Raw genomic sequence first — 12,737 nt, forward strand, 5'->3', positions numbered from 1 at the left:
GTCGCTCAGATTCCGCCTGTCTTGGGGCTGCATTCACCGGCCGGTGCCCGGCCCTTGGCGATCAGATTCACGAAATGCTGGGCTCCCAGGCCGAGTGGGCGCTCACGTGACCACACCACGTCCACCCACAGGTCCAGCCCGTTGCTGAGGTTCTCGAACGGGATCTCGACCAGCGCACCCGCCGCCACGTGCGGCCCGGCGAAGTTGCGCGCCAGCCAGCCCCAGCCCAATCCGGCGGTGATCAGGCTCAGCGCGGCCAGCGCGTTGTCGGTGCGCCAGACGTGGCGCGCGAACACGAAGCGCGGGTCGCTGGTGGCGAGGTCGCGGCCGGCCACGACGATCTGGCGGGTGTTGGTCAGGTGATCCTCGCGCAGCCGGCCGCCGTTGGCCGCGAGCACGGGGTGGTCGGGCGCCATCACCGCCACCATGAGCTCGCTGCCCACTTCCTGGAAGCCTTCGCGCCCGTCGAGGCTGGGGCGCTCGAACACCAGCGCCAGCTGCGCGCGCCCGCTGTGCAGCAGCGCCAGCGCGTCGGCCTGCGGGGCCGCCAGCACCTCGACCTGCAGCAGCGGATGCTCCCGCGCCAGCTCGGCCAGCGGGCCGCTCCAGGGCGCGGCCAGCAGCTCGGGCGCGATGGCCAGCGTGAGCCGGTCTTCCAGCCCCTGCGTGAGCGCCAGCGCCTGCACCTGCAGCTGCTTCAGCTGGGCCGCCAGCAGCCGCGCCTGAGGCTCCAGCGAACGCGCGGCGGGGGTGGGCTGGGGCTCGCGGCCGCTGCGGTCGAACAGCTGCAGGTCGAGTTCGGCCTCGAGGTTGGCGATGGCCATGCTCACGGCCGACGGCACCCTGCCCAGCGCCCGCGCGGCGGCCGAGAAAGAGCCGTGGTCGATCACGGCCAGGAAGACTTCGACGTTGTCGCTGGAAAAGGCCATGGCGCCGATCTTTCAATAAAACTGAAACAAGTTAACTTTTTATATCAGCGAACAACAAATAAAGTCCAGTCATCGCATCAACGAACACAGAGAGAAAGCCATGCAAGGGATTCAGCGTCGCATCGTCTACATCAGCCTCTACGAAGGCATCGCCATCGTGGCCGCCAGCGCCGGACTGGCCCTGATGACGGACGCCGGCCTGGGCCATTCGGGCGTGATGGCGGTGGCCGCATCGGTCATCGCGGTGATCTGGAACCTGATCTTCAACTCGCTCTTCGAGCGCTGGGAGTCGCGCCAGGTCGTGCGCGGACGCAGCCTGCGCCGCCGCATCGCGCACGCCATCGGCTTCGAGGGCGGCCTGATCGCCTTCCTGGTGCCGATGTTCGCCTGGGGCCTGGGCGTCACGCTCTGGCAGGCGCTGGTGATGGACCTGGGGCTGGTGGTGTTCTTCCTGGTCTACACCTTCGTCTTCAACTGGGGCTTCGACCGCGTGTTCGGCCTGCCGGCCTCGGCCGCCGCCAAGGTGCCGGTCACGGCCTGAGGCCGGGCCGGACCTTTCCGCCTTTCCTGTCGCCCTCCCTGCCGGTCATGGCGGGGAGGGCGTTTTTCTTTTCTCGCCGGCCGCCCGCATTTCGAGCGCGGCCTGAAGGCGCAGCGCCTCCTGCGGCGTGAAGAGCTCGGCCTGCAGCTGCGTCCGCGTGGCTTCGTCGGCGGCGGCGTAGCGCGAGAGGCGGCTCTGCCAGTCCTGCTCCTGCTGGTCGAGTGCGGCGAGCCGTTGCGCCGCCTCGTGGCCGTATTGCTGGGAGCGCTCCGCGAAGCGTTCCTGCGGGCTCGCGCCGCGCGCCTCCAGCGCGGCGGTCTGCTCGCCCACGGCCAGTTGCGCGGTGCTGGCCACGCGGTCGGCCCGCTGCTCGGGCGTGAGCCAGGTTTCCTCGGTCTTCGCGAGGGCCTCGCGCTTCTGCTCGGGCGTGAGGCTCCTGTTGCGCTCGATCTCCAGCTTCTCGACGCTGAATCGGTCGAATTTCTCCTCGGCGCCGAACAGGCCCTCGACCTCTTCGGGAGCGAAGTAGCGCGCCCTGATGCCTGCGCGCGCATCGAGGATCCTGCGCAGCCCCGCCGGATCGCCGATGTCGGCCGCCGGCAGCGCCTCGAGCGCGTTGCGGTAGTCGATGTACCGCTCCAGCAGGCCCAACGCGCGCACTCGCCACTCGGGCGGCAGGTATTTGTCGATCTTCGCGCGCATCTCGGCCATCAGGCCTTCCTTGTCGCGGGCCTGGCTGTCGTTGAGCATCTGCTCGAAGGTGCGCAGCAGGCCGGGCGTCAGCAGAGGATCGGGAGCGTGGACGCTTGTGCCGGATGCGGCGGTGGAGACGGCCGGCAGCGCGGACGAGGCGGCCGGCCTCGCCGCCGAAGCGACCGAGGGAGCCGGCGCCTCCTCGCCGCCGGCCAGCCACCACGCCGCGCCCGCTGCCAGCACCACCGCGGCCGCCGCGAGCGGCCGCAGGAGCTTGCGGGGCATCGTTTCCTCAGAGGCCGAGCTGCTTCAGCTTCGCCGCCTGGTTCGCGTAGAGCGTCACCGGGCTCACCGAGAACAGGTCGCGCAGCCCGAGCATCTGGTTGACCTCGTCCAGGTGGTTTTGCCGGTAGCTGCCGAGGTAGGTGCCCAGGCGCGCGCTGCAGGTCGACACCAGGCCGTCGTTGGCTTCGCCGTGCACCACGCCCGCCAGCGACAGCGGGTAGTCGGACGCGTCGAACACGTTGGTCAGCGGCTGGTTGCCCGACCAGGAGAAGTAGCGCACGCCGTTGACCAGCTCGGAGCCGTTGCCGCAGGCCGTGGTGGGCACGCCGTCGGGGAACTTGGCGTTGAACTTCGCCGAGCCGGCGGTGTTGAGCGAGTTCAGCGCGCCCAGCCCGTTCTGCGGCGTGTTGTTGCCCGAGAGGATGCCGATGAGGCTTGAGAAGGCGTTGACCACGCTCACCACCACGGCCCGGCTGATGCTGCCGTCCGGCAGCGTGTCTCCGAGCACGTCGGCCACCTTGCTGCCCTTGTGCGGGCTGCCCACCGTCGTGACCGAGGCCACCAGCTGCGGCGCCACGCCCGAGACGTAGCGCGCCGTCGGGCCGCCGTGCGAATGGCCGATCAGGTTGACCTTGCTCGCGCCGGTCAGCGCCAGCACGTCCTTGACCTGCTTGAGCAGCTGCTCGCCGCGCACCTCGCTGCTGTTGGTGGCCGCCACCTCGGCGACGAAGACCTTGGCGCCCTGGGCGCGCAGCTCGCCGGGGATGCCGTACCAGTAGTCGATGCCCGCGACGGTGTCGAAGCCCAGCATGCCGTGCACCAGCACGATCGGATAGGCCGTCTGCGCGCTGGTGTTGGCCGCCTGCGCCGTCTGCGTCATGGGCGCGAGCGCCAGCATGCCGCACACCAGCAGCGCGCCGGCCGTCCGCCGTGCCGTGCCGTTCTTCCTGCCCGTCGTCTTGGTCCTCGAAGCCGCAATCCTCTTCAGTCGAATCATCGGAACTCCCTTTGTGGGTTGATCGGTTTGGGGGCACGCAAAAAAGAACGAGCGTGCACTTTTCATTCTGCGAAACAGACGGGGGTGGGAGCGATCCGGACTTTCCCTTTCATGATTCGGACTTACTCCTGCAGTAACTGCAGCGCATGCGAGGGCGATAGACTCCCCCAACCCGCGCACGAATAACCGCTTTTGCCCCCGAGTCCAACCATGTCTTCCCCAATGCCGCCTCCCATGAAGCTCTCAGGCCTGGAGCCGGTCTCCATCGGCGAAGGCACGCTGTTCGTCAACATCGGCGAGCGCACCAACGTCACGGGCTCCAAGGCCTTCGCGCGCATGATCCTCAACGGCCAGTTCGAAGAAGCGCTGGCCGTGGCGCGCCAGCAGGTCGAGAACGGCGCGCAGGTGATCGACGTGAACATGGACGAGGCCATGCTCGACAGCAAGGCCGCGATGGTCCGCTTCCTCAACCTCATCGCCAGCGAGCCCGACATCGCGCGTGTGCCGGTGATGGTCGACAGCTCGAAGTGGGAGGTCATCGAGGCGGGGCTGCGCTGCATCCAGGGCAAGGGCATCGTCAACTCCATCTCCATGAAGGAGGGCGTCGACAAGTTCAAGCACGAGGCCATGCTGGTGAAGCGCTACGGCGCCGCCGCCGTGGTGATGGCCTTCGACGAGAAGGGCCAGGCCGACACCTACGCGCGCAAGATCGAGATCTGCGAGCGCGCCTACCGCATCCTGGTGGACGAGGTGGGGTTCCCGCCCGAGGACATCATCTTCGACCCGAACATCTTCGCCATTGCCACCGGCATCGAGGAGCACGACAACTACGCGGTCGACTTCATCGAGGCCGTGCGCTGGATCAAGCAGAACCTGCCGGGTGCGAAGGTGTCGGGCGGCGTGTCGAACGTGAGCTTCAGCTTCCGCGGCAACGACCCGGTGCGCGAGGCCATCCACACCGTGTTCCTGTACCACGCGATCAAGGCGGGCATGGACATGGGCATCGTCAACGCAGGCATGGTGGGCGTGTACGACGACCTCGAGCCCGGCCTGCGCGAGCGCGTCGAAGACGTGGTGCTCAACCGCCGCCCCGATGCCGGCGAACGCCTCGTCGAAGTGGCCGAGACCGCCAAGAGTGGCGCCAAGGACGACAGCAAGAAGCTCGAATGGCGCGGCACGCCGGAAAACCCGGTGCCGGTCAACCAGCGCCTGTCGCACGCGATGGTGCACGGCATCACCGACTTCATCGTCGAAGACACGGAAGAGGCCTACCGCGCGATCCTCGCCACCGGCGGCCGTCCGCTGCACGTGATCGAAGGCCCGCTGATGGACGGCATGAACATCGTGGGCGACCTGTTCGGTCAGGGCAAGATGTTCCTGCCGCAGGTGGTGAAGTCGGCGCGCGTGATGAAGTCGGCCGTGGCCCACCTCATTCCCTACATCGAGGAAGAAAAGCGCCAGGACGAGGCCGCGGGCCGCGACGTGCGCACCAAGGGCAAGATCATCATCGCCACCGTGAAGGGCGACGTGCACGACATCGGCAAGAACATCGTCACCGTCGTGCTCCAGTGCAACAACTTCGAAGTGGTGAACATGGGCGTGATGGTCCCTTGCCACGAAATCCTGGCCAAGGCGAAGGTCGAGGGCGCGGACATCGTGGGCCTGTCGGGCCTCATCACGCCGAGCCTGGAAGAAATGCAGTACGTGGCCGGCGAGATGCAGAAGGACGACCACTTCCGCATCAAGAAGATTCCGCTGCTGATCGGCGGCGCCACCACCAGCCGCGTGCACACGGCCGTGAAGATCGCGCCGCACTACGAGGGCCCCGTGGTCTACGTGCCCGACGCCTCGCGCAGCGTGAGCGTGGCGCAGAGCCTGCTGAGCGACCAGGCCACGGCGTACATCGACGAGATCAACGCCGACTACCACAAGGTGCGCGAGCAGCACGCCAACAAGAAGCAGGTGCCGCTGTGGCCGCTGGCCAAGGCGCGCGCCAACAAGACGCCCGTCGACTTCGCGAACTACCTGCCGCCGGTGCCCAAGTTCATCGGGCGGCGCGTGTTCAGGAACTTCGACCTGACCGAGCTCGCGAAGTACATCGACTGGGGCCCGTTCTTCCAGACTTGGGACCTGGCGGGCCCGTTCCCGGCCATCCTGAAGGACGAGATCGTCGGCACCGAGGCCGTGCGCGTGTACGGCGACGGCCAGCGCATGCTCAAGCGCCTCATCGAGGGCCGCTGGCTCAGCGCGAGCGGCGTGGTCGGCTTCTGGCCCGCCAATACGGTGAACGACGACGACATCGAGCTGTACACCGCCGAGTCGCGCAGCGAGGTTGCGCTCACCTGGTACGGCATGCGCCAGCAGACCGAGAAGCACGAGATCGACGGCGTGATGCGCCCGAGCCGCTGCCTGGCCGACTTCGTTGCGCCGAAGGACAGTGGCGTGAAGGACTACGTCGGCATGTTCGCCGTCACGGCCGGCCTGGGCGTGGAGAAGAAGGAAAAGTACTTCGTCGACGACCTCGACGACTATTCGGCCATCATGCTCAAGGCCCTGGCCGACCGGCTGGCCGAGGCCTTCGCCGAGGCGCTGCACCACCGCGTGCGCACCGACCTCTGGGGCTACGCGAGCGACGAGAGCCTGAGCAACGACGACATGATCGCGGAGAAGTACCGCGGCATCCGCCCCGCGCCCGGCTATCCGGCATGCCCCGACCACAGCGTGAAGAAGCCCATGTTCGACCTTCTGAACTGCGCGGACATTGGCATGAGCCTGACGGAAAGCCTCGCTATGATGCCCGCCGCCAGCGTGAGCGGGTTCTACCTGAGCCACCCCGATTCGACGTACTTCAACGTCGGCAAGATCGGGCACGACCAGTTGCAGGACCAGGCCGCGCGGCGCAAGGAAAGCGAAGCCGACCTCGAGCGCCTGCTCGCGCCCAATCTTTGAACCTGCCGGCCGGTGCGGCCGCCCGGCCCGGGGAGTTGTTATTCAGAAGCTGATGTTTGCAGCCGCGCAGTACGCGGCACTGGCGGTCTTCGTGGTGGGCTGCTGGGGCTATGGACGCGCGCTGCTGGGCCGCCTGGCGCCGCCGCCGCGCCGCGATGCGGGGCTCGAGGCCGCCATGGCCGTGGCGCTTGGCGTGGGCCTGTTCATCTGCGCGTTCCAGGCGCTGGCCATCTTCGGAGCCTTCAAGGTCGGCGCGACCGTGGCCCTCGTCGTGGTGGGCGTGCTGGCTGCGGCGGTGCAGCTGCCGGCGTGGCTGCGCGAGCGGCGCGCGCTGCTCGCCAACGTGCAGGCCGTGCCCTGGAGCTATCCGGAACGCGTCGCGGCGATCGCATTGGCCCTGGTCGTGCTGCCGGCGCTGGTGGCGCCGCTCGCGCCGCCCATCGCCTTCGACGAGCTGATGTACCACCTGCCCTACGCGCGCCAGGTGGCGCAGCAGGGCTCGCTGGGCATCCACGACTGGCTGCGCTACCCCTGGTTCCCGTACAACTACAACCTGCTGTACGCCGCCGCGCTGCAGCTGGGCGACGACGTGCTGCCGCACTTCCTGAACGCCCTGGCCGGCGCGCTGTCGGTCGTGATGATCTATCGCCTCGGCATGCTGCACGCCAACCGGCTCACCGCATGCATCGGCGCGGCCATCTGGCTGGGGCTCGGCGACTATTCCAACGCGCTGATCGACATGGGCGTGGCGCTGTTCGTGCTGTCGGCCTGCGTGGCGCTGTGGTGGTGGCGCGAATCGGAGCCCGGCAAGCCCACGCACGGCGGCATCCGCTGGCTCGGCCTGGCGGCGTTCTGCCTCGGCGTGGCCGCGGGCTCGAAGTACCAGGCGCTGGTCTTCCTGCCGCTGGTGGCGCCGTTCGTCTTCCGCCACGAGCGCAGCCCCAAGGCCTGGGCGCTGGTGTTCGTCTGCTTCCTGATTCCCTGCGTGTACTGGTATGCGCGCAACGCCATCATGACGGGCGACCCCTTCAACCCCATCGGCGCGCGGGTGTTCGGCTTCACAGAATGGACGCCGGCCGACTACGTGCAGCAGGTGGCCGACGTGCGCGTGCATGCCGAGCTGCCCAACGCGCTGATCTGGTCCGTGTTCTTCGCGCCGTTCAGCGTGCTCTGGAAGCGCTCCGCGGCCGTGCGCGCCGCCGGCTGGTTCTGCCTGTACTCGCTGGTGGTGTGGGTCGCGACCTCGCGCTACCCGCGCTACCTGACGGCTTCGTTCCCGCTGCTGGCGGCCATCGCGGCCATCGGCTGGCAGGTGCTGTTCGGCTGGGCGGCGTCGGGCGTGAAGCGGCTGTTCGGTGCGAAGGCGCCGCAGCCGCAGGATGCCGGTCCCACCGTGGCGCGCTCCGGCGCCCGCGTGGGCGACTGGGTGCTCGTGCTGCTGCTGGCCGCGATGGCCGCCGTCTCCGTGCGCCAGACCGCGGTCAAGGTCTCGATGGTCGCGGTCACGCCCGAGGCCCGCGAGGCCGTGCTGCGCAAGCATGTGCCGGGCTATGCCGTCATGGACTACCTGCGCCGGACCGCCAAGGGCCGCGTCTACCAGGTCGCGTTGAACGAGGCGATCTACTACGGCCCCAACCCCATCTGGGGCGACACCCTCGGGCCCTGGCGCTATACCGACTTCGGGCGCCTGTCGGGCGGCGACCTCGCACGAAAGCTCTCGGGTATGGGCTTCGTCGCGGTCGTGCTGCCCGACTCGGTGGCGCCGGTGTTCAGCGCGCGCATCGACTTCGACAAGTACTTCGCCGTGGAATACGAGAAGGACGGCAGCCGCGTCTACCGTATCCTTCCCGTCGCACCATGACCGACGACGCAGACCTCTCCAGCAGCCCGATCCGCAGCAGCAGCAGCAGCGGCCTGCGCATCGCCGTGGTCATCCCCTGCTACAACGAGGCGCTGGCTATCGCGCAGGTGGTGCAGGGTTTTCGTGCCGCGCTGCCCGGGGCCGAGATCCACGTCTTCGACAACAACTCCAGCGACGACACGGCCGCCGTGGCGCGCGCGGCCGGCGCCACCGTCACGCACGTGGCGCTGCGCGGCAAGGGCAACGTGGTGCGGCGCATGTTCGCCGACGTCGATGCCGACGTGTACGTGATGACCGACGGCGACGCCACCTACGACGCCGGCGCCGCGCCGCGCCTCGTCGAACGGCTGGTGCACGACAACCTCGACATGGTGGTCGGCAGCCGCGTGGACGACGGCCAGGACGCGCACACCTACCGCGCCGGCCATCGCTTCGGCAACCGCATGCTCACGGGCGCGGTGGCGCAGCTCTTCGGCGGTGGCCTCACCGACATGCTCTCGGGCTACCGCGTGTTCTCGCGGCGCTATGCCAAGTCGTTCCCGGCGCTGTCGCGGGGCTTCGAGACGGAGACCGAGCTCACCGTGCACGCGCTCGAGCTGCGCATGCCCTATGCCGAGGAAGCCACCGCCTACAGCACGCGGCCCGAAGGCTCGGTCAGCAAGCTCTCGACCTATCGCGACGGCTGGCGCATCCTCAAGACCATCTGCAAGCTGTTCGTGAGCGAGCGGCCGCTGCAGTTCTTCTCGATCATCGGCGGGCTGCTGGTGCTGATGTCGGTGGCACTGGTCGTGCCGCTCTTCATGACCTACATGCAGACCGGCCTGGTGCCCCGGCTCCCCACGGCGGTGCTGGCCACCGGCGCGATGCTGGCGGCCATGCTGTCCTTCGTGTGCGGCGTCATCATGCAGGCCATCACCCTGGGGCGGCGGGAGGCCAAGCGGCTGAGCTATCTCGCGATCCCCAGCGTGCGTGAGCAGGCCTCGCGATGAAGATCGGCCGCGAGTTTCTCGCGTTCGCCGCCGTCGGCGTGATCGGGCTCGTGGTCGACGTGGTGGTGCTGTACCTGCTGGCGCCGCTGCTGGGCTGGTATGTCGCGCGGGTGGTGTCGTTCCTCGCGGCGGCCACCACCACCTGGGCCTTCAACCGCCGCTACACCTTCGCGGCGAGCGCGGCCGCCAGCCGCTCGATCTGGCGCGAGTACCTGGGCTACCTGGCGACCATGGCGGCCGGCGCGGTGCTCAACTACGGCGCCTATGTGCTGACGCTGCACTGGGTGGAAGGCCGCTGGGCCGCGGCCCTGGGCGTGGCGCTCGGCAGCCTCGCGGGCATGAGCGCCAACTTCCTGTCGGCGCGCTACCTGGTCTTTCGCTCGCACCGCAACGGCTGAGGCCGGCGATGCGGCGCATTGCGCCGCATCGTGCTCAGTGCGCGCCCGAGACGACCACCGGAATCTCGGTCGCCGGCGGCGTGTTGCGGCTGCGGCCGCAGCGCACGATGCCGTCGATCATCACCATGCCCACGCCCGGGATGTCGCCGAGCTGCACGCTCTCGAGCAGCCCCGGCGCGGGCGAATGCTGGGCGCGGTCCATGAACACGAAGTCGGCGGCGCGCCCCACCTCGACCAGGCCGCAGTTGAGCTTGCGGATCTTCGCGGTGTTGCCCGTCGCGAAGCAGAACACCAGCTCGGCAGGGATGTTCGCGATGGACGACAGCATCGCTACCATGCGCAGGATGCCCAGCGGCTGCACGCCCGAACCGGCAGGGCCGTCGGTGCCGAGGATCACGCGGTGCGGGCACTTGAGTTCAAGTGCCGCCTTTGCCGCCGCGATGGCGACTTTCTCGTTGCCGTTGTGCACGATCTCGATGGCGCGCGAGCTCTTCTCGCACAGCTCGCACACGTGCGCCTCGGGCAGCGAGGTGTGGCCGCCGTTGATGTGGCCGATGACGTCGGCATCGGCCTCGAGCACCACGTCCTTGTCGATCAGGCCCGAGCCAGGGATCGACGGGCCGCCCGTATGAATCGTGCTCTGGATGCCGTACTTGCGCGCCCAGGCCACCATCTCCTTGGCCTCGTAGCCGGCCTTGACCGAGCCCAGGCCCACTTCGCCCAGCAGCCCCACGCCGGCCTCGGCCAGTTCCTTGAAGTCGCTCTCGACCATGCCCTTCTCGATGACGGGCGCGCCCGCCAGCACCTTCACGCCACCGGGGCGGAAGTTGTCGAAGGCGCGCTGCGCGGTGATGGCCAGGGCCTTCAGGCCCACGATGTCCTTGGGGCGGCCGGGCAGGTGCACTTCGCCGGCGGAAATCATCGTCGTCACGCCGCCGTGCATGGTGGAGTCGATCCAGCCGAGCTGGCCCTGGCGCGGGGTCCAGTCGCCGAACACCGGGTGCACGTGGCTGTCGATCAGGCCGGGCGCCACGCAGGTCTTCTTCGCGTCGATGACGGTGACCGCGCCTTCGAGGTCGCAGTCCTTTTCCTTGCCGACCGCGACGATCAGGCCGTCGTTCACGACGATGGTGTCGGCATCGAGGATGGGCTTGTCGATGTCGCCCGAGAGCAGCAGCCCGATGTTCCTTATGACGACCTTGCCCGACTTGCCGCCGGCTGCGATTTCTGCCATTTCGATGTGTCCTCGTGGGATGTGGTGGAGTTGTTCTCGTCGTCCTGCGGCTCGTCGGCGTCCGCGCGCACCGTGCGCAGCAGCGTCTCGATCACGAAGTCTTCCCAGTGCGCGATGGCCTCGGGCGACTCCAGCGGTTCACCGAGGAAGGCGGTGAGCGTGTGCCGGTTGGATGTGTAGAAGTAGCCCGTGGACGCGATCAGCAGGTAGATGTCGCGTGCCACCAGATCCTTGCGGAACAGGCCCTGCGAGGCGCCGCTCGCCAGGATCTCCGCAATGATCGCCACCGCGCGCGACGAGTACTCGCGGGCGCGCAGCGACTTCGAAATGTGCCGGCCCTTGTGCAGGTTCTCGGTGTTCAGCAGCGTGACGAACTCGGGGTTCTTGCGGTAGTAGCCCAGCACGAAGCGGATGACTTCGGTGAGCGCGTCCACCGGCCGCGAGGCGTCGAGCGCGATGGCCGCTTCGGCGTCGTCCATGCGCTGGTAGATGCCTTCGAGCACTGCAATGAAGAGGCCTTCCTTGCTGCCGAAGTAGTAGTAGATCATCCGGTCGTACGACTTCGCGGCCTTGGAGATCTTCTCCACGCTGCCGCCGTCGTAGCCGTATCTGGCGAAGACCTTGGTCGCCGCCTTCAGGATGCTGTCGCGCGTGGCCTGGGCAGCCGCCTCGCGCACGCCCGTGCGGCGCTGCGGCTTGGGCTTGTGGGAGGCGGAGCGGCTGTTGTCGGCCATCTATCTGTCTGCGCGCGCGATGCCGTGCTTCTTTACTTCTCGGCGAAGGCGCGCTCGACGACGAAGTCGCCCGGCGTGCTGGTGTTGCCTTCCTTGAAGCCGCGCTTCTCGAGGATGTGCTTCAGGTCGACCAGCAGGCCGGGGCTGCCGCACAGCATGACGCGGTCTTCCTCGACGTTCAGCGGCGGCAGGCCGAGGTCGTCGGTGAGCTTGTTGCTCTCGATCAGGTCGGTGATGCGGCCCTGGTTGCGGAACTCCTCGCGCGTGACCGTCGGGTAGTACAGCAGCTGCTTGGCGATCATCTCGCCCAGGAACTCGTGCTTGGGCAGGTGGTCGGTCACGAGGTCGTGATAGGCCAGCTCGTCGACCTGGCGCACGCCGTGCACCAGGATGACCTGCTCGAACTTCTCGTAGGTGTCCGGGTCGCGGATGATGCTCATGAACGGTGCGAGGCCGGTGCCGGTGCCGAACAGGTACAGGCGCTTGGCCGGCAGCGTGTAGTCGATCAGCAGCGTGCCGGTGGGCTTGCGGCCCACGATGATGGTGTCGCCCACCTGGATGTGCTGCAGCTTCGAGGTCAGCGGGCCTTCTTCCACCTTGATGCTCAGGAACTCGAGATGCTCCTCGTAGTTCGGGCTCACGATGCTGTAGGCGCGCAGCAGGGGCTTGTTGTTGACCTTCAGGCCGATCATCGTGAAATGACCGTTCGAGAAGCGCAGCGCCGGGTCGCGCGTGGTGGTGAAGGTGAACAGGCGGTCGGTCCAGTGGTGGACGCTCAGGACGCGTTCTTCGCTGAATGCACTCATACGGAACTCAAGAGTTGGTTGGTAACTAGGGAGGTTGGCTTAGCCTGCGTGCACGCCTTTGGGGCGAAAGCCGCCGGCCGGCTCCGAACCCTCCATTGTCGTTGGTCGGAGAAACCCCGATGAACACCGCGAGAAAACACCATTGCAAGCATCGGGCCCGTTTGCTACATTGACCTTTGATGTAGTGAATGCAACATGAAAGTGTAGGGAATGCTACACAAACGGAAGTCGATGCACAAGCGGGCGGACGGCACGTTTGTTGCAAACCCCGGCAGCCTGCAATTGCACCTTCGCACACGACCGAACGCCAAGAGATCGCCC

At 67.8% G+C, this 12,737-nt stretch carries 11 protein-coding genes; 5 read left to right on the forward strand and 6 right to left on the reverse strand.

What is annotated here, in order from left to right; all coding sequences use genetic code 11:
- Positions 1-5: 5 nt before the first annotated feature.
- The gene (locus ABL840_RS01265; RefSeq protein ID WP_093307479.1) at positions 6-929 is read right to left on the reverse strand and encodes a LysR family transcriptional regulator; all 924 of its coding nucleotides are present in this window, start codon (positions 927-929) and stop codon (positions 6-8) included.
- A 100-nt stretch (positions 930-1,029) separates the two neighbouring features.
- On the opposite strand from ABL840_RS01265, the gene ABL840_RS01270 reads away from it, so the two are divergent.
- On the forward strand, positions 1,030-1,470 hold the full coding sequence (locus tag ABL840_RS01270; protein ID WP_093206750.1) for a PACE efflux transporter: 441 nt from the start codon (positions 1,030-1,032) through the stop codon (positions 1,468-1,470).
- A 45-nt stretch (positions 1,471-1,515) separates the two neighbouring features.
- On the opposite strand, the gene ABL840_RS01275 is transcribed toward ABL840_RS01270, so the two are convergent.
- Both ABL840_RS01275 and ABL840_RS01280 read right to left on the reverse strand, forming a co-directional pair.
- On the reverse strand, positions 1,516-2,448 hold the full coding sequence (locus ABL840_RS01275) for a lipase secretion chaperone (RefSeq protein WP_093307480.1): 933 nt from the start codon (positions 2,446-2,448) through the stop codon (positions 1,516-1,518).
- Positions 2,449-2,455: 7 nt separating this feature from the next.
- Complete coding sequence (locus ABL840_RS01280) at positions 2,456-3,346, reverse strand: esterase/lipase family protein (protein WP_093307513.1); 891 nt, start codon at positions 3,344-3,346, stop codon at positions 2,456-2,458.
- 309 nt (positions 3,347-3,655) lie between these two features.
- On the opposite strand from ABL840_RS01280, the gene metH reads away from it, so the two are divergent.
- Genes metH through ABL840_RS01300 form a run of 4 tightly spaced genes read left to right on the forward strand, consistent with a single transcriptional unit; the run spans position 3,656 to position 9,642 of the window.
- Positions 3,656-6,394 (forward strand): methionine synthase, encoded by a 2,739-nt coding sequence (gene metH / locus ABL840_RS01285; protein ID WP_093307481.1) that lies wholly within the window; start codon positions 3,656-3,658, stop codon positions 6,392-6,394.
- Between the two features lie 52 nt (positions 6,395-6,446).
- Entirely contained in the window at positions 6,447-8,255 is a 1,809-nt protein-coding gene (locus ABL840_RS01290) for an ArnT family glycosyltransferase (protein ID WP_093307482.1), read from the forward strand.
- A complete protein-coding gene (locus ABL840_RS01295) occupies positions 8,252-9,244 on the forward strand; it encodes a glycosyltransferase family 2 protein (protein WP_093307483.1) in 993 nt (330 codons plus the stop codon). Before ABL840_RS01290 ends, ABL840_RS01295 begins: the two co-directional genes overlap by 4 nt.
- Positions 9,241-9,642: a GtrA family protein gene (locus tag ABL840_RS01300; RefSeq protein ID WP_093307484.1), complete on the forward strand. Its 402-nt coding sequence runs from the start codon at positions 9,241-9,243 to the stop codon at positions 9,640-9,642. The genes ABL840_RS01295 and ABL840_RS01300 overlap by 4 nt, the downstream gene beginning before the upstream one ends.
- Before the next feature lie 34 nt (positions 9,643-9,676).
- On the opposite strand, the gene ABL840_RS01305 is transcribed toward ABL840_RS01300, so the two are convergent.
- Genes ABL840_RS01305 through ABL840_RS01315 form a run of 3 tightly spaced genes read right to left on the reverse strand, consistent with a single transcriptional unit; the run spans position 9,677 to position 12,416 of the window.
- A complete protein-coding gene (locus tag ABL840_RS01305; RefSeq protein ID WP_093307485.1) occupies positions 9,677-10,876 on the reverse strand; it encodes an amidohydrolase family protein in 1,200 nt (399 codons plus the stop codon).
- A complete protein-coding gene (locus ABL840_RS01310) occupies positions 10,831-11,610 on the reverse strand; it encodes a TetR family transcriptional regulator (protein WP_093307486.1) in 780 nt (259 codons plus the stop codon). Before ABL840_RS01310 ends, ABL840_RS01305 begins: the two co-directional genes overlap by 46 nt.
- A gap of 32 nt (positions 11,611-11,642) precedes the next feature.
- Positions 11,643-12,416: a ferredoxin--NADP reductase gene (locus tag ABL840_RS01315; RefSeq protein WP_093206758.1), complete on the reverse strand. Its 774-nt coding sequence runs from the start codon at positions 12,414-12,416 to the stop codon at positions 11,643-11,645.
- Positions 12,417-12,737: the final 321 nt, after the last annotated feature.

Origin of the sequence: Variovorax sp. NFACC27, assembly GCF_048301545.1 — a bacterium.
In the GTDB taxonomy this organism is placed as follows: domain Bacteria; phylum Pseudomonadota; class Gammaproteobacteria; order Burkholderiales; family Burkholderiaceae_C; genus Variovorax; species Variovorax gossypii.